The 17,233-nt window shown below is 44.2% G+C and carries 13 protein-coding genes and 1 pseudogene; 8 read left to right on the forward strand and 6 right to left on the reverse strand.

Features of this window, described 5'->3' with window-relative positions:
• Nucleotides 1–109: 109 nt before the first annotated feature.
• Nucleotides 110–1,642: a phosphoenolpyruvate carboxykinase gene (locus tag A3762_RS18805; protein WP_068483010.1), complete on the forward strand. Its 1,533-nt coding sequence runs from the start codon at nt 110–112 to the stop codon at nt 1,640–1,642.
• 427 nt (nt 1,643–2,069) lie between these two features.
• Here the strand turns inward: A3762_RS18805 and A3762_RS18815 are convergent, their stop codons facing one another.
• Together A3762_RS18815 and A3762_RS18820 are read right to left on the reverse strand one after the other, a co-directional pair.
• Nucleotides 2,070–4,157: a TRAP transporter large permease subunit gene (locus tag A3762_RS18815; RefSeq protein ID WP_068482921.1), complete on the reverse strand. Its 2,088-nt coding sequence runs from the start codon at nt 4,155–4,157 to the stop codon at nt 2,070–2,072.
• 186 nt (nt 4,158–4,343) lie between these two features.
• Complete coding sequence (locus tag A3762_RS18820; protein WP_068482917.1) at nt 4,344–5,423, reverse strand: hypothetical protein; 1,080 nt, start codon at nt 5,421–5,423, stop codon at nt 4,344–4,346.
• 262 nt (nt 5,424–5,685) lie between these two features.
• On the opposite strand from A3762_RS18820, the pseudogene A3762_RS18825 reads away from it, so the two are divergent.
• Nucleotides 5,686–5,961: pseudogene (locus A3762_RS18825) on the forward strand (HU family DNA-binding protein); the annotation flags it as partial.
• A gap of 75 nt (nt 5,962–6,036) precedes the next feature.
• On the opposite strand, the gene ruvX reads toward A3762_RS18825, so the two are convergent.
• Genes ruvX through gshB form a run of 4 tightly spaced genes read right to left on the reverse strand, consistent with a single transcriptional unit; the run spans nt 6,037 to nt 8,903 of the window.
• On the reverse strand, nt 6,037–6,462 hold the full coding sequence (ruvX, locus tag A3762_RS18830; protein WP_068757115.1) for a Holliday junction resolvase RuvX: 426 nt from the start codon (nt 6,460–6,462) through the stop codon (nt 6,037–6,039).
• Nucleotides 6,455–7,015 carry a YqgE/AlgH family protein gene (locus A3762_RS18835; protein ID WP_068482911.1) on the reverse strand — a complete coding sequence of 187 codons (561 nt, stop codon included), beginning with the start codon at nt 7,013–7,015 and terminating at the stop codon, nt 6,455–6,457. Before A3762_RS18835 ends, ruvX begins: the two co-directional genes overlap by 8 nt.
• Nucleotides 7,016–7,057: 42 nt before the next feature.
• Nucleotides 7,058–7,921, reverse strand: coding sequence for an energy transducer TonB (locus tag A3762_RS18840; RefSeq protein WP_082869120.1), 864 nt, complete (start codon nt 7,919–7,921; stop codon nt 7,058–7,060).
• A 31-nt stretch (nt 7,922–7,952) separates the two neighbouring features.
• Nucleotides 7,953–8,903 (reverse strand): glutathione synthase, encoded by a 951-nt coding sequence (gene gshB / locus A3762_RS18845; protein WP_068757117.1) that lies wholly within the window; start codon nt 8,901–8,903, stop codon nt 7,953–7,955.
• Between the two features lie 321 nt (nt 8,904–9,224).
• On the opposite strand from gshB, the gene pilG reads away from it, so the two are divergent.
• The 6 genes from pilG to A3762_RS18875 form a co-directional block, all read left to right on the forward strand.
• A complete protein-coding gene (pilG, locus tag A3762_RS18850) occupies nt 9,225–9,614 on the forward strand; it encodes a twitching motility response regulator PilG (RefSeq protein ID WP_068482905.1) in 390 nt (129 codons plus the stop codon).
• Between the two features lie 52 nt (nt 9,615–9,666).
• The gene (gene pilH / locus A3762_RS18855) at nt 9,667–10,029 is read left to right on the forward strand and encodes a twitching motility response regulator PilH (protein WP_068482902.1); all 363 of its coding nucleotides are present in this window, start codon (nt 9,667–9,669) and stop codon (nt 10,027–10,029) included.
• A gap of 5 nt (nt 10,030–10,034) precedes the next feature.
• Nucleotides 10,035–10,592, forward strand: a complete 558-nt coding sequence (locus A3762_RS18860; protein WP_068482899.1) for a chemotaxis protein CheW — start codon at nt 10,035–10,037, stop codon at nt 10,590–10,592.
• A 34-nt stretch (nt 10,593–10,626) separates the two neighbouring features.
• Nucleotides 10,627–12,675, forward strand: a complete 2,049-nt coding sequence (locus A3762_RS18865; RefSeq protein WP_068757118.1) for a methyl-accepting chemotaxis protein — start codon at nt 10,627–10,629, stop codon at nt 12,673–12,675.
• Nucleotides 12,676–12,704: 29 nt separating this feature from the next.
• Nucleotides 12,705–13,592 (forward strand): protein-glutamate O-methyltransferase CheR, encoded by an 888-nt coding sequence (locus A3762_RS18870; RefSeq protein WP_082869240.1) that lies wholly within the window; start codon nt 12,705–12,707, stop codon nt 13,590–13,592.
• Between the two features lie 22 nt (nt 13,593–13,614).
• A partial coding sequence (locus tag A3762_RS18875) for an Hpt domain-containing protein (protein ID WP_197469390.1) occupies nt 13,615–17,233 on the forward strand: 3,619 nt, incomplete at its 3' end.

Here is a 17,233-nt window from a genome sequence, read left to right on the forward strand (position 1 = left end):
GTCTATTTTACTGTCGTTTTTTAATTGGCGATTTGTCATAATAGCGCCCCAATTTTATAAGGGTTTGGATTTTTCCAAGCCAGTTAGTTTTATTTTAGGTGAGGTCAAAGTGAGTAACACTTTTGTTGATCTAAGTTCAGCATTACTAGTTGAACATGCACTGGAGCGTAAAGAAGGCAGTTTAGCTGCTAACGGTTCTTTAGTTGTTACAACTGGTAAGAGAACTGGTCGCTCTCCAATGGACCGTTATATTGTTGAAGAGCCAAGCACGTCTGATGCTATTGGCTGGGGTCCGATCAACCGCCCTTTTGATGCGGATAAATTCGATGCATTGTGGGAGCGTGTTGAAGCGTATCTTGCTGAAAAAGACAGCTATGTATCTCACCTTCACGTTGGTTCTGATCCTGAGCACTATCTTGCTGTTAAAGTGACAACAGAAACTGCTTGGCAAAATCTGTTTGGTCGCAACTTGTTTATCCGTCCTGAGACATTTAATCCTGCTGACAAGCAAGAATGGCAAATTTTGAACGTTGCTAGTTTTGAATGTGTACCAGAGCGTGACGGAACAAATAGTGACGGCACTGTTATGATCAACTTCGCGCAACGCAAAGTACTTCTTGCAGGCATGCGTTACGCTGGTGAAATGAAGAAAGCGATGTTCTCTGTTCAGAACTTCCTTCTTCCTGAAAAAGATGTTTTGCCAATGCACTGTTCCGCGAATGTCGGTGAAGATGGCGAAACAACTTTGTTCTTTGGTCTATCTGGAACAGGTAAGACAACGCTTTCAGCAGATCCAGAGCGTTATTTGATTGGTGATGACGAACACGGTTGGGGTAAAGGCACGGTCTTTAACCTTGAAGGTGGTTGTTACGCGAAGACAATTGATCTTAGCCAAAAGAATGAGCCAATTATTTGGGACGCTATTAAGTTTGGCGCGATCGTTGAGAATGTAAAAATCGATGATGATGCTCGTACTCCTGATTACACTGACACCTCTCTTACTGAGAATGGTCGTTGTGCATATCCGCTAGAGCACGTTGAAAAACGTGTACTAGAGAATCTTGCTGGCGAGCCAAATGCAATCGTTTTCCTAACATGTGATATGACAGGTGTCTTGCCTCCAGTATCATTGCTGAGCAAAGAAGCAGCAGCGTATCACTTCCTAAGTGGTTACACGGCTTTGGTTGGTTCTACTGAGATGGGCTCAGACTCTAAGCTTAAGTCAACATTCTCAACATGTTTTGGTGCGCCGTTCTTCCCTCGCCCAGCGGGTGAATATGCTGAATTGCTAATGAAGCGTATGGAAGAATTCGGTTCCAAAGTTTACCTAGTTAACACTGGTTGGACTGGTGGTTCATACGGTGTGGGCCAGCGCTTTAGCATCCCAACAACTCGTGGAATCATTTCTGCAATTCAGAGCGGTGCTTTGGCTGATGCGGAAACAACACATTTAGAACAGCTTAACTTGGATATCCCAGTAGCTGTACCAGGCGTTGATTCTGGCCTACTTAACCCTCGTGATACATGGGCAGACAAAGATGCTTATGATGCGAAAGCGGCTGATTTGATTTCTCAATTCGTTGAGAATTTTAAGAAGTTTGATGTATCAGAGTCTATCGTTGCTGCAGGGCCTAAGGCTTAGTAGCTTGGCCTGAAGTTTAAAAAGCCGGTGTCTGGAAACAGTCACCGGTTTTTTTATGCCTATTTGATTATTCCGTGTTTTCTGCAATTCAATTTATAAGCCTTATCGCTTAGTGCATTTCGCTTTTTTCGCCACTTGTCCATTTGTGCGGAGCTGCCTCCTGCACGTCTTTTATCATTGATCATATCGATCTTTGTCGCGATCCTTTTGCACTGCTCTTTGGAGCCTTGCAGGTTCTTTGCTTCTAATTTTGATGAATGAACTATTAAGAGTGTCGTAATGACTATGCTAAGCAGTAATGCAGCAGTGCGATTGAGTTGCATAGGAATCCTTTTCTATGTGATTTTTCATGTGAATTGAGTAAGTAGAAAAAAGCCCCGCGTGATAGATCAGGCAGGGCTTTTACTATTGGTTTACCAAGGTGTCACTAAGACATCATTTGATAAAACAGTGGTGTGAACGCAACGATAAGAAGTACTGTACCCATCGTAATAAGAGGGAGAAGTATTTTCTCATAACGCTGGTAGAAGGTTCCTTCTGTTAGCACAGCAGCCAGAGCTTCTTTCTCACCTACAACCTGGCGTGCAAGTAAGTGGTTAAGTGCAACCGGTGGGCTAAGATAACCAAGCTCAAACGCTACCAGTGTCAGCATCCAGAAGTGAATTGGATCTATACCTGCGCTGTAAGCGATTGGAGCAATTGTCTGGCTTACTAAGATAACTGCGCCAAACGGTTCCATGATCATACCCATGACGATCAATACGCAAACAAGTAAGCCCATTGCCGCCCAAACGCTTGAGAATTCAGCAGGGAATGTCTCTACGATGCCGGAGCGCTCGATGGTTCCACCAAGACAGATAGTACAGCCGATTAATAACAATAATGCGCCGATTTCTGCTGTTGTCTGATTCGTTGCGGTACGAATGTTGGTTTCGATGCCTTTGTGAGGAATCTTCGTTTTACCATCTTCGCTAACTGCTTCTTTCTTCGTCACGTGCTCATAAATCAAAATCACAAGCATCATAACTGGAAGAATACGTGCTGCTGAGAATTCGTCTAAGCGAACGTTTACCGCATAGCGATAGAACAATACAACGGCAACAGACAAGATGATGTAAGGAATCAATGGACGGAAAGCTTGAAGCATTTCAGGGAAAGCTTGCCCTGGAGATGCAAGTTCAAACTTGCTCTGACGGTTAAGCGTCAATGCAAAGAAGCCAAACATCACCGCGCTCAGCATGAATACGTATACACCCCAACCAAATAACTGGTCAGTTGTGACTTCACGGTTCATAAATGCGATAACAACCACAAGCAAGCAAGGACGTAATACAACACCCATTGAGCCGGACATCGCTGTCGCTGCTAGTGCCAATTGACGACGCGTACCTGCAGCGCGTAACTCGTGATAAATCACGGCACCTGCCGCAATAACGAAAATACCTGAACCGCCAGTGTAGGCTGTTGGAATAGCCGCAAGAATTACGACAAGAACAACTAATAGCTCTGGTGGTAGTTTCCATGGCTTGAACAAAGAAAGCACGAGCGATGCAAAGCGCGTTTGCTTAAGCATCATACCGATCCAGACGTACAAGCCGACGTTCAAGAACATGTCACTGAGATCAAGAAGCTTGTCTAGGTGAATACCTAGTGCTGCTGGGTTAGGCTTGTTGCCTTCACCTAGGCCAAAGAAGAAGAACGCCGCAGCAATGATTGTCATGGTTGCGTACAATGGAATAGCTAGACCAGCTCGACCAATGTTGCCGCCTGGTGTGAGATCTGCCGCAGGTCGGAATATGTTGATGGCACTCATGATGGTGAGTACGCCGAAGCCATAGACCCAGAGTTCATGAATGAAGGCCACGTCAGCGGTTATTTTGGATCCATCTGAATGTGCTAGATCTCTAAATGCTACAGCAGACGCCAGTAGTAAGCCATTAGCAGCTAACTGAGCTGTGCTCGCCACGTAGTGATCTAAGCGAGACATCACCGGACGCATAGCAATGTGGTGACGTGTGAATGTAGCAGTTGTAGCGCATAGTAAGATTAGACCAACCAGAATAAATTTCTGGGACATGATGCCTACAGCAATCACTTCAGAAACGAATAACTCAACAGCTCTGAAAGTTTCCAATGCAGGAGTGATTCGTTGTTTAGTTTCTTCGTACGACTCAAAGGCAGCAACACAATCTGCTTTTGAGTTTATTATTGATTGGCGAATGAGCTCAGGATCAGCTGGTTCGGCATCGAAAAGACCGAAGTCGTCTTCTTCCGCGCTTTCAGCTAGTCGCTCTTGTACGGCAGCCTCAACATCAAGTTGAGCATCACAGCTTGGTAGCTCGGGATCTGTACGTAGTTTGTAATAACCCTCCCAATAATGTTCGCCTACTTGCAGTATTTGGTTATGGACATCACTACTTGTACTAAAGATGACAACCATCAAAAGCAAGATACAAGCAGGAAGGGACGATAGCCACTCAATGGGTGAGCGACTTTTTAAAGTATTGGAAACCACGAAATTCCTACCCCCTAGTTTAAATTTATATTTAGGTAATTCGTTGTTATATCGAATAAAAAAGCCGATAGATTATATCGGCTCTTAGGAAGGGTAACTAGGTGTGAATAGCGCTAATTCGTTCCAATTAGTCACTATTAATTCTCGTTATAGCAATAATGACGTGCGCTAGTTCACAAAAGGGTTTTAGAAGAGGTCGTCGAGTGAAACTTCCTCGATATCGTCTGCTGCGTTTTCGTCCCAGAAAGTGCCTAGACCACCAAGTGGTGTTCGCTTGCCAGTTGCTTCTGTCCACATTTTATCTGAGAGTCGCGTTAAGACTTCTGTCGCGGTTGCATCGAATAAACGATATTGCTCATTTGCAGGAAATTCATTTATCTGCTCAGCATGACGTTTCATGATCGCACGTAAACGCTCGTCGTCGCCTTTAGAGTAAGCGGCTACAGCATGGAAAACATGTGACAAGCGTACGCGTGCTTTTTCACCAATAAGGTCAGCCTGCTCTAAGCGAGCCCACGGGTCTTCCCCTTCTGGTGTCGCACCTGGTAGCAAGCTCCATACTGTTGCTTTAAGTGCGAGCGGTGCGCCGAACCATTTCTTATTATCTAGACAGCCAGCTGCACGTTCTGCTTGAGCGGCGATATTTTTAGGAACGCCGATATAAGAGCCCGACATGATGTCGTTGTTAAGGGCAAGTAATCCGCCAGCAAGGCCAGCTAGCCAAACAATTTGGTCAAAGTCTTGTGTCAACTCGGGACACTCAACACCACCATTCTCGAGAGGACGGCCGATTTCGTTGTCGTCATTGAACTTGATCAGTTCATCCCAGGCGACGAGATAGCGTTTTGCAGCTTTTAAGTGGTGGCGTTTTTGTGCGATCAATGCATCTTCAGCGAAGTCAGGCTGAAGTGCACGGATGTAGCGAAGATATTCTAGTTCTTTCTCTGCTGCTCTTGCCTCTTCACAGCCGCCTGCACCAAGGTGAAGAAGAATTGCAAGTTCGTGAGGTTCTTCAGTAATTCGACCTAGCGCCATAACCATAGATGTAAGCGCTTCAGCACCAGCACAACCTGCTTCGGTATCATCTGTTGTTAATAGATAAGGAACGATGTGTGCTTCACCAAGAAGCGTTACTGTATCACCGGTTGGCTTGATGAATGGCTTTACCAAAAATTGGTTAATCGCTTTACAGCCACCGAAAATCGTCGCTAGACCAATACACAATACAAGCCAGCGGATTTTGCGCAACGCTAAATTGACGTTCACTGAATACTCCTGCAAAACCCCATCAAGATCCTGAGATGGGTAAAAAATAAAATCTATTTATTAGCGAGATTATCTATTAAGTAGTTTGTTATTTGTGAGATTTAAGCCACAAAGAGGTCAATGTATGTCGAATTCGATGTCAAATATTATGAAATCTGGCAATTATTGATTTTTTGATTGCTTAGCTACTTAAGTTCGCTATCTTAAAGGGCAGCAAAGTTAAGCCTTCGCCGTTTTCAAAGCAAATAATAAAAGAGGAAATGTTATGAAAAAACCTGAACTTGCAGCAGCTATCGCCGAAAAAACAGGATTAACTAAAGATAAAGCGGGTGAAGTCATCAATGCATTAACCGATGAAATCACGAATGCTATGACCAGAAACGATCCAGTTAGTTTGATTGGTTTCGGAACTTTTTCTCAAAGAGAGCGTAGTGCACGCACCGGCAAGAACCCTCAAACAGGAAAAACAATTCAGATACCAGCGAGTAAAAGCGTTGGTTTTAAGCCTGGCAAAGCGCTTAAAGATGCTGTGAACTAGTTTGTCTCGCACTGGTTTAATTCTGAGGGTTTAATCAGTGCATCTTCCTTTGATTCTTATCTTAATCTTTTCGAGTTAGTTCTCGTCTTGCTTCTGCGCAAACCAACTTTCTAAGATGAGGCAGGCCGCAAGGCCGTCTACTGAATATTCACCAAAGTCTCTATGCCCCTGTTCAGACAATACAATTCCTTTTGCTTCGTAACTTGATAAACGTTCGTCTTGCATGTGCGTTGCTAGGTGATAGCGACCATGTATTCTATTTGCGAATTTTCGTGCCCGAGCACTGAGCTCACTCTCACTTCCATCCATGTTAAGCGGCAGGCCAATAACGGCTGCTGTTGGCTGCCACTCTTTTAGGTGTGCCTCAAGTTGTTGCCAATTGGGAGTGCCGTCTTTCGCTTTTATTGGTGATAGTTCTTTGGCTGTTGCAATGAAGTCATTACCAACAGCAACACCAATGCGTTTTAGACCGAAATCGAAGCAGATATAATTTTTAGGCATGGCCTGCTTGCCATGTGAGTTGGCTTGCATCTAGCCCGATGCTTGCTAATGCTCTGTCATAGCGGCTTTTGGTGTCGGTATAAAAGATCACTTCTTCACTAGATACGCAGGTTAGCCAAGAGTTTTGAGCGATCTCTTCTTCCAATTGTCCTGGGCCCCAGCCAGCATAGCCTAGAGCGACAAGATAATTTTCTGGGCCATTACCTTTTGAAATCGCAGCTAAAATATCTTGAGACGTACTTAATTGAATTGATTTGGTTACGGCAAAGGAGCTGTCCCAAGATGAACCATCGTTATGCAGAACGAAGCCTCGATCGACTTGAACCGGACCGCCTTGCATGACTTCAATTGGCGACTCAGTTTCTAAAAGAGGAAGCTCGAGTTGCTCGAATATTTCATTTAGATCGAGATAAGCGGCTTTATTGACCACGATACCCATGGCTCCTTCTTCATTATGTTGGCAAACGTATGTGATCGTGCCATTGAAGTGCGGATCTTCTAAACGCGGCATCGCAATTAAAAAATGGTTTTGTAGGTTGATTGAATCAGTCAACTTGGCTCTCTCAAATATTGCGCTGGCCGTAGTTTAGTCGCGCTAAAAGCTATATACACCTTTTCCTGTGTAAGAAAATGTACGGATGAGTTCAAGTACATCGCGTTCTTTTCTTACTTCACTTGGGAAGGGAGCAAAGGGCGCGGCGCGGCTGACGATATCTTTGGTTTTTGCATCTAATACTAGGTCACCAGAACTTGAACGAATTTCAACATCTCTAAGACTGCCATCTGAATAGATGGAGATTAAAACGCGAGGCTTTCCGTACAGTTTACGTCCACGATCTGTAGGGAAAAATTGACGCCCTACCCGCTCAATTTTAGCAACGACTTGTTCAACGTAACGTGCATCAACAGCCTTCATTGTAGAAGCCGCTGCTAGACGAGTAACACGAGGTTTTTTGGCATATTGCTGAAGCTGTTCTTCGTAGCTTGCTTCTAATTCTGCAATTTGCAAGCTGCGCTCAATCAGAGAGCGTAATTCAGGCTGCTCAGAATCAGGGACATACTCTTGATCGGGAGCGAACAACGCACTGAAAGAATCATCTGCGACACGCGTTACCACAGCGCTTCGTTTTTCAGTTTCTTGTTGTTGTGGTTTGGCCGGAGATGCTGATTCTTGAATTAGCATACTTTCATCGATCGACTTAGTTGGAGAACTTTGTCTTACTTTTTCCTCGACGTTTCCACTGCCTTGCTGATTAGTTTGAGCTAAAAAATCTGCTTGGTCAGGCCGTTTTTCGTCATCAAATCGTGCCAAGGTAATTTCCATGGTTTTGGCGACGGGTTTGGGGTCATCTTGAATAAAATCGGTGAGTACCATGAGTACATGGAGTGCAATGGCGACAAAAATGGTGAAGCTCAAGCGGTCACTAGCTTTTATATTTGCTTGAGGTATTGCTGCCACGACTTCATGCTCTCCGGTCTATTTAGACGAATTATTGATTTAACTTCTGTTCGATAACGCACATTAGATCGCCTGCAATATCAAGATCATAGGCGCGATTAATTTCTTGAATGCACGTAGGGCTAGTGACATTAATTTCGGTGAGGTAATCACCAATGACATCGATGCCAACGAAGAGCAGACCGCGGGCTTTTAAATCATCAGCAATCTGAGACACTATCCAATGATCACGATCTGTAAGCGGTTGTGCCTCCCCTCTTCCGCCTGCGGCTAAGTTACCACGATGCTCGCCTTTACTGGGAATTCTTGCTAAAGCGTAATCGATGGGCTTTCCATCAATGATGAGTATGCGCTTATCTCCTTTTAATATTTCGGGGATATAGCGTTGAGCCATCACTTGCGTTTCACCAAAATTATTAAGCGTTTCTAATATGACACCAATATTTGGGTCGCCAGCTTTTACGTTAAATATAGAGGTGCCACCCATTCCATCTAATGGCTTGAAAATGACGTGCTGGTGCTCATCAACGAAGGCTCTCAACTGTTTTGGGTTGCGACTGATTAATACGGGAGGGCAACACTGTGGATAAGCCGTAGCGAAAACCTTCTCATTACAGTCTCTAAGGCTCTGAGGTTTGTTGACCACTAGTAAGCCTTGCTGCTCAGCCCGTTCTGCAATATAGGTGGCATAGATGAATTCGCTATCTACAGGCGGATCTTTGCGCATTAATAAAACATCTAACTGAGTGAGAGGGCTATCGACTGAGTTATCTAATGCGTACCAATTTTCGGGGTCTTGTTTGAGATGTATGCGTTGCATAGAGCCGTAAGCTTCGCCTTGAACGAGCGATAAATCTTTTTGCTCCATGTAGTAGATTTCCCAGCCCTTTGCATCAGCGGCAAGCATCATTGCGTATGTGCTGTCTTTCTTTGTGTTTACGGTTGTGATGGGGTCCATCACAATTCCAAGCTTTATCGCCATAGAAAACCTACCAAAAATAATTTTTGTACTAGTCTTAAAAATAAGGTGTCAAAGATAGTCGTCATAGAGCACTTAAGCTACTTAAATCAGGGTAAGTGTTTGATGCGTGGGACTTTGACGTCGTTAAGACAGTGAAAATAAGCCCAAGTTTCAGAAATAAGTTATACATAATAGATACTTAGCAATTCAGTTCGTGAATTGATATTAAGAAACACTTTTAAGATATTGGTCTATAGTAAGTTTTATGGACCAATAATGGCGCCTATTGTTTATATAAAAAACGCACACAGTGCACGGGTAATTGCCTAGGCAGTAATACAAATGGAAGATAATTTCGAAAATTTAAAAATAATGGTCATCGACGACAGTAAGACCATTCGACGTACAGCTGAAACCTTATTAAAGAAGGTAGGTTGTATGGTCATTACGGCAACCGATGGATTTGATGCCTTGGCAAAGATTGCAGATTCAAATCCAGACATTATTTTTGTCGATATTATGATGCCACGTCTTGATGGTTATCAAACTTGCGCTTTGATCAAAAATAACAGTGCTTTTAAATCAACCCCGGTCATTATGCTATCGAGTAAAGATGGTCTGTTTGATAAGGCTAAAGGCCGTATTGTGGGTTCAGATCAATATTTAACTAAGCCGTTTAGTAAGGATGAGTTGCTGAGTACGATTCGTAATCATGCACCTCAAAATGGCTAAGTAAAGGATTAACAATTCTCTCATCGCAAGATGAATTAAATGAGGGAGAGCTATGGCTCGTATACTTATCGTCGATGATTCACCAACAGAAATTCGCAAGATTTCAACAATTCTCGACCAGCATAAACACGAAGTAATTACAGCTGATAATGGCGCAGATGGCGTAGCCGTTGCACGTCAGGAACGTCCTGATCTTATTTTGATGGATGTTGTAATGCCTGGGTTAAACGGTTTCCAAGCAACTCGTCAATTAACGAGAACACCTGAGACCGCTGACATTCCAGTAGTGATTGTTACTACCAAAGATCAAGAGACCGATCGAGTTTGGGGTACGCGCCAAGGTGCGAAAGGATACTTAGTTAAGCCAGTTAGCGAAAATGACCTCATCGCTACCATTAACGAGTTACTTGATTAAATAGTATGAGTAGTGAAGTCGCGCACTCGTTTGATGCTTTACGAGATATAGCGAAGAAAAGTGCGCAGTTTTCTGTAGGCTTGCCTGCCCAAGAAGAAGTTCGTGAATATTTTAGTGGTATCGGATTTTCGCTAGCGGGTTATCAATTCATAGCCGGCATGGGGTCCGTGTCCGAGCTATTACATGTTCCAAAATATACCGTTATTCCTGGAGTAAAAGCTTGGGTGTTGGGTGTTTCCAATATTCGAGGCCGCCTCATTCCTATCATTGATTTGTCTCGTTTTTTTGGCGTACCAAGCGAACGGATTAGATCTCGAGATAAAAGAATTCTTGTTGTGGAACATAACGACATGCTCAGTGGTTTATTGGTCGACCACGTTCAGGGCATGCAACACTTCGAACAAGAAGGATTGAAAAATACCACTTCAGAACCATTGTCGAAAAATATCGTTGCCTTTGTGGATGGTGCATTCAATAGAGATGGTAAAGATTGGTTGGTGTTTGATGCTAAGCGATTGGTATCAGACGCCAGATTTACAAGCGTGTCATTGACACAAAAATAGTAAGAACTGCGAAAGGCCGGGAGCCAGAAAAAAAATGAAGATTATGTCCGGAAGATTCAGCTCTGATCAAGATAACACAGGGGTTATCTTTTGGTTAGGGATAGCCCTCGTCACATTGTTAGTTTTTCTAATAGTGGTTTCTTACTTTATCGGGCGTGATAGTAGTTACGATAGAGATTACAGTGCGTACGCCAGTGACTTGAGAGTACTTTCTCAAGAAATTGCGAAAAACTCGACGGAAGCTGCATCTGGTAAAGAAGAAGCTTTCGCGCAGTTAAAGCGCTCGCGTGAAGATTTTGAAAAGCTACTTGGATATATCGTCAATGGTAATCCAGAGACTGGCTTGCCGGCATCCGTTCTACCTATCGAGACGGGCGTAACGGCGCGTTGGGAGAATGTGCGTTCCAATGCTGACCGTATTCTTGAAAACCAAGACACCGTTCTTAGCCTTCACCAGATCGCGCAAACTCTAAACGACACCATCCCTGAACTTCAGGTGGAGTATGAGGACGTTGTATCGATTCTTCTTGATGGTGATGCTCCAGCCGACCAAATCTCCGTAGCTGAACGTCAATCTCTACGTGCTGAACGTATTGTTCGAAGTGTAAATAACATTCTATCCGGTGATGAGGATGCTGCGATTGCAGCGAATCGTTTTGGTCAAGATGCGCGCTTGTTTGGTCGTGTTATGAACTCGATGTTCGATGGCAATGAGGCCATGGAAATTTCGCAAGTGACAGATGAAGACGCGATTTATGGTCTAGAAGCGATTGCCGAGTTGTTCGAGTATGTTGATAGTAACGTACAAGCAATTCTTGAAACTTCCCCTGAGTTATTCAAGGTGCGTAAAGCGGCTAACTTAATCTTTGAAGATTCTATTGCGCTACTTGATGAAACGTACGCTCTATCCAATAGCGTGCAAAGCCAAGCCGATGGCCGCTTCTTCAGTGCTGCCCTTGCCTACTTTATTTTGGCTCTAATTATTGCGTTAATCGTTGTCATTGGTGTGTTGCTTTATCAGGAATCGCAAAAGCGTTTGCGTATGACAGAAGAGCAAAATGAGCAAAATCAAAACGCAATTTTGCGTTTACTAGACGAACTAGCTGATCTGGCAGATGGTGACCTCACAACTGAAGCGACAGTAACGGAAGATTTCACCGGCGCGATAGCCGACTCCATTAACTTCGCGATCGATCAGATGCGTGGTCTGGTAAAAGCAATTCGAGATACGGCTGTACAGGTTGCCTCTTCTGCGAGTGAAACGCAGGGTGCGACTATGAAGTTGGCCGACTCTTCAGAAAACCAAGCACAAGAAATTGCTGGTGCGTCTGCGGCGATCAATGAGATGGCTGTGTCGATTGATCAGGTATCTTCAAATGCAGCAGAATCAGCCGCGGTTGCGGAGCGATCTGTAACGATCGCGAAAAAAGGCTCTGACGTTGTAAACAATACCATTAACGGTATGGATACAATTCGTGAGCAGATACAAGAAACATCTAAGCGTATCAAACGACTGGGTGAATCTTCGCAAGAAATCGGCGATATCGTATCCTTGATCAACGACATTGCCGACCAAACAAACATTCTTTCTTTGAACGCCGCAATTCAGGCATCGATGGCGGGTGACGCAGGTCGAGGCTTCGCGGTTGTTGCGGACGAGGTTCAGCGCCTAGCAGAACGTTCATCGGCAGCGACGAAACAGATTGAGGCACTTGTTAAAACAACCCAAACGGATACGAACGAAGCAGTTATCTCAATGGAACAAACAACTGCCGAAGTAGTACGTGGGGCTCGCTTGGCTCAAGACGCGGGTGTTGCGCTAGAAGAGATCGAGAGCGTATCGATGAACCTAGCTGACTTGATTCAAAACATCTCCAATGCATCGCGACAACAGTCGATGTCTGCAGGCCATGTATCAAACACGATGAATGTAATCCAAGAGATTACATCGCAAACAACAGCGGGTACGAGTGCAACGGCAGAATCCGTTGGCCACCTTGCTCAAACTGCTAGCCAGCTAAGAGAATCGGTATCAGGCTTTAAGCTTCCTTTGGATGATGATGAAGCTGTGCAAGCTTCGTAATCTGTGATTGTACGGTTGAGCCGAATTAAATGTCTGTTCAACCCCAAGGGATGTTTACAAGCGACATGAGTCAAGATGAATTGATCATTCCGAATATGGATGACCGCCAGTTTGAAAGTTGGCGGTCGTTTGTTGAAGAGAAGCTTGGTACACATTTTCCTTTAGATCAAAAATCCCGTTTACAGTCTAGTTTGACCATTCGCATGCGCGAATTGGGATATAACGATTACGACCATTACCTTCAAGAGGTATCGGCACCCTTGCAGGGGCTAGGAGAATGGTTGGTATTGTTGGATCGATTAGTTATCGGTGAAACACGTTTTTATCGAGACTCCAATGCAATGGCTCTTGCTTACTTGGTAATGAAGAGTCGCTTAAAGAGAAAGAAAGACCGGAACTTAGCTATTTGGAGCGTAGGGTGCAGTAGTGGCGAGGAAAGTTACTCCTTGGCATTTTTATGCGATAGCTTGTTCAAAGAAATTAAGTGTGAGCCTAAGTTTGGTGTCACAGGCATTGATGTGAGCTGGGGAGTTTTAGGGAAGGGGCGTCACGCGGTGTATGAACAACGTCGTATGACTGGGTTGCCTCGAGCATGGAAAAGCACGTACTTCACACAGCTAGCTGAAAATGAATTTCAGGTTAAGGAAAACATTCGTCAGCGTGTATGTTTTGCGAAACAGAATATGCGCGATATAAGTCAAAGCCCGATCAATAATCAGGACTTAATTTACTGCCAGAATGTTCTGATTTATTTTCGTAACGAGCTTCGGCATGAAATTTTGAATGAACTAGGTGATCGACTCGCACTTGGTGGTGTTCTGATTATTGGTGCTGGAGAAGCACTTGATTGGAGCCACCCGAAATTGAAAAGAGTTGATGATAAACGCGCCTTGGCTTTCCAGCGTGTTAGAGACTAATAAAAATTAGAGGTATCGAGTAATGGCCAGTAGCCATCAAAACATTGCACTTGATTGGGTTAGGGCAGAGGTAGATCAGACTCTGTTGCTTGCGCGCAATGCACTCGAACTTTTCGCAAATGATCGTTCAGAACCTACGCAGTTAAATTTTTGCTTGAGCCATCTGCATCAAGTTGTCGGCACATTAAAAATGGTCGAATTATACGGTGCGGCTACGGTTGCTTCCCAAATGGAAGAGCTATGCGCGGCTCTTCGAGATAATTCGGTTGCCAGTTTTGATGAAGCTTTAGAAGCTTTGATGGCAGGTATTCTTCATCTGCAGAATTATTTAGAAGCTGCTAATGAAGCCCTAGCTGATGTTCCTTCTACTTTGGTCCTTGTCTTCAATGACCTTAAAGCGGCTAAAGGTGAAGAGTTTGTTGCGGCGGGCTTTCATCCAGATTTAGCTGGCAATGTTATCGAGCCGAATCCTGTTTTAAATGCGCGCATGCAGGATAAGAAAGTTGCTGAAAACCTTCGTAAGCTTCGTCAACGTTTTCAGTCTTCTCTGGCAAACGTTATTCGCAATACCAACTCTCAAGAGCATTTGAATTTTTTAAGCAAAGTGATTGAGCGTTTAGAAAAATTTAGTAAAGGAAGTCCTTTAGGTCAATTGTGGACGATTGCTTACGCCTTCTTAGAGACCTTGAATGCATCTGAAGAGAGCCTAGGCAGCGCGCAAAAGCAATTACTGCGTGAACTTGATATTCAGCTTAAGGCTATGATTGAAGAAGCTGATGATGCGATGACACGTTTAGTGCCGACATCTTTGTTGGAAAATCTTCTTTATTATGTTGCAACAAGCGACGCTTCATCGGAGCGAATTACTTCATTGCGCGATCAATTTGGATTGCAAATCGATGACGACCCAGAAAAAGAGATTCTTGGCCCAGATAAATCAACGCTAAGTACGATTGCTTCTGTTTTGATGGAAGAGCTTGCTTCTTTCAAAGATAAAATTGACCTTGTATCCCGAGATCAGAGCGCTCAAGTCGATGACTTGAAAGAGTTAATTCCGGCGCTTCGTCAGATGGCCAGTTCGCTACAAATGGTCGGTATTTCTGATGCAGAAAAAGTTCTAGAAGAGCAGATCAATGTCTTAGATAGCAAAGACTTTGTTTCGGTTGATCAAGACTCAATGATGAATCTTGCTGACGCGATTTTGTCTGTTGAAGTTCAAGTTCGACATCTCGCTGAAGGCCCTGAGGCTGCTAGTGCCGTGCCGGTTGAGCAATTTGAGAATGCTAATGCAGCAGTGATTGAGGCATCTAAAGCATCAATTGAATTAGCTAAAAATGGCATTGTTGGTTTTATTACTTCTAATTGGGATATCAAGCAGATTGAGGGTGTTCCCGCGATTCTAGAAAGTGTTCGTGGTGGCTTACAGATTATTCCTTTGGAAGAAGCTGCTGAATTGATTAGTGGCTGCAGTCGATATATCAGCGAACGTTTAATTCGAGAGATAGTAAAGCCTGATTGGTCAGAGCTAGATCGCTTAGCTGATGCAATTAGTAGTATTGAGTACTACATCGAACGCCTCTCTGAAGGTGCTTCAGAAAGCGACCGCTTCTTGGAAGTTGCGCGTGAAAGCTTGCATAAGCTTGGCGTGACGAATGGATCGGATGCAACTACGCATATTTCCCCTCACCACATATCTGAAGCGGCTAGTGAAGCGCCAGAGTCAGTCGCGAAGGAAAGCGATGAGCAGTTAATTGATCAAGATATCCTAGAAATCTTTGCTGAAGAAGTAGAAGAAGTTGCTGCTGACATCGAAGCGGCGACTAAAGTATTGCAAGTTGATGCCGCGAATCAGGAAGCTTTGGCTGAGCTTCGTCGTGCTTTCCATACTTTGAAAGGTAGTGGCAAGTTAGTTGGTGCAAATGCGATTGCAGATCTAGCCTGGGTTGTGGAAGAGCGACTTAATAAGCGAATTGAGCAAACCATTGAAATAAAAGCTGGTGAACTCGATGTCATCGATCAGATTCGTCAAAACATGGCTCCGTTGTTAGAAGCGTTCTCAAAAGGGCAAGACTCTAATTTAAGTCAGTCTTTGGCTGAGAAAGTTAAGGTAGTGTTTGACGGACAAGTTGCAGAAGAATTTTCAGACGAAGAGCATATCGAGATTGAAGCTGAAGTCGCGCCGGCAAACGATATCGACGCTACGCAAGTTGAAGCACCGCAAGACGAGTCCGACGATGATTTAATTGACGATGAAATTCTAGAAATTTTTGTTGAAGAAGCGGAAGAAGTAAACGAGACGATTCAAACTTATTTACCGCGCTATGTAGACAATTATGAGGACAAAGAAGCGTTGACAGAGTTGCGCCGTGCATTTCATACATTCAAGGGCAGTGGCCGCATGGTGGAAGCCCTCGATATTGGTGAAATAGCATGGGCAGTTGAAAATCTTCTTAATCGTATTATTGATGCGACAACAGAGATGAATTCCTCTATCGCTGATTTTGTTCAGAATATTGCGGCGCATATTCCAGCTTTAGTCGAAAACTTTAAATTACGTCAGGCGCCAGTGCTCAATCCTGTTGAAGTTGAAGCGCATGCGCAAGCATTGATAGCGGGTGAGCAAGTAGAGCTTTCTGCCCCATCTACGGGTGAAGTGGAAGAATCGGAAAATCCGCAAGAGCCGGTTCAGAAAACTGTTGCTTCTGAAGAAATTGAAGATTCCTTGTTAAGTATTTTTGAGCAAGAAGCGACGCAGCACATCGATACTATTGTGCACTTTGCGATGTTGGTTGAGGGTGACCAGCCGATTGCTGTGAACGATGCGTTATCTCGTGCGCTTCATACGCTCAAAGGTAGTGCGAATACAGCAGGCATTCAGCCAATTGCTGAGATTGCCGTACCGCTAGAGCACCTTGTGAAAGAGTTGCGCGCTAATGGCTTGGAAGTTGATGCCAAGCTAGCAGCATTAATGCAAGAGAGCATGGATGTGTGTCGTAAAGGTATTGCGCAGCTAGAGTCATCGCCTCAGCAAAGTGTTCCAGGATCAATAGAATTAGTTGCCAAGTTAGCTGCGTATAAACAGCACCGCATGTCAGATCTTGAACAAGAAACTGATGCCTTGATACCGAATACGCAAGACCCTCAGTTGGTTGCAATGTTCCTAACTGAAGGCTTGGATATTTTGCTCGATGCGGAGCGCATTATTGATCAGTGGCAGCAAGGCGCGATTACTAATGAAGACTTCAATAAGCTTTATGATGAAGTTACAAAGCTTAAACGCGGCGCGAAGGTGTCAGGTCTGAATGCCATTGTAGAGTTATGTCGTGCTTTAGAAAGTGCATATGATGTAATCAATCATTCTGAAAGTGCGCCAAGTTCCAAATTTATTGCGACGATCAAACAGGGTCATGATGGTTTGATCGATATGATGGATCAGACAGCTGCGGGCTTAAGTGCAGATGTTGATGCGAAGTTGCTTAACTTGTTGGCAGAGATAGCTTCTGAGCATCAAACTCTTGAGCAAGAGCAAGAGCAAGAGCAAGAGCAAGAGCAAGAGCAAGAGCAAGAGCAAGAGCAAGAGCAAGAGCAAGAGCAAGAGCAAGAGCAAGAGCAAGAGCAAGAGCAAGAGCAAGAGCAAGAGC

Source organism: Oleiphilus sp. HI0125, from assembly GCF_001635355.1.

Bases quoted from the DNA above. Each gene is read 5' to 3' on its own strand.
- A3762_RS18870 (WP_082869240.1), top strand. From the start codon at position 12,705: ATGTCTGTTCAACCCCAAGGGATGTTTACAAGCGACATGAGTCAAGAT.
- A3762_RS18860 (WP_068482899.1), top strand. From the start codon at position 10,035: ATGAGTAGTGAAGTCGCGCACTCGTTTGATGCTTTACGAGATATAGCG.
- ruvX (WP_068757115.1), bottom strand. From the start codon at position 6,462: ATGCCTAAAAATTATATCTGCTTCGATTTCGGTCTAAAACGCATTGGT.
- pilH (WP_068482902.1), top strand. From the start codon at position 9,667: ATGGCTCGTATACTTATCGTCGATGATTCACCAACAGAAATTCGCAAG.
- A3762_RS18865 (WP_068757118.1), top strand. From the start codon at position 10,627: ATGAAGATTATGTCCGGAAGATTCAGCTCTGATCAAGATAACACAGGG.
- gshB (WP_068757117.1), bottom strand. From the start codon at position 8,903: ATGGCGATAAAGCTTGGAATTGTGATGGACCCCATCACAACCGTAAAC.
- pilG (WP_068482905.1), top strand. From the start codon at position 9,225: ATGGAAGATAATTTCGAAAATTTAAAAATAATGGTCATCGACGACAGT.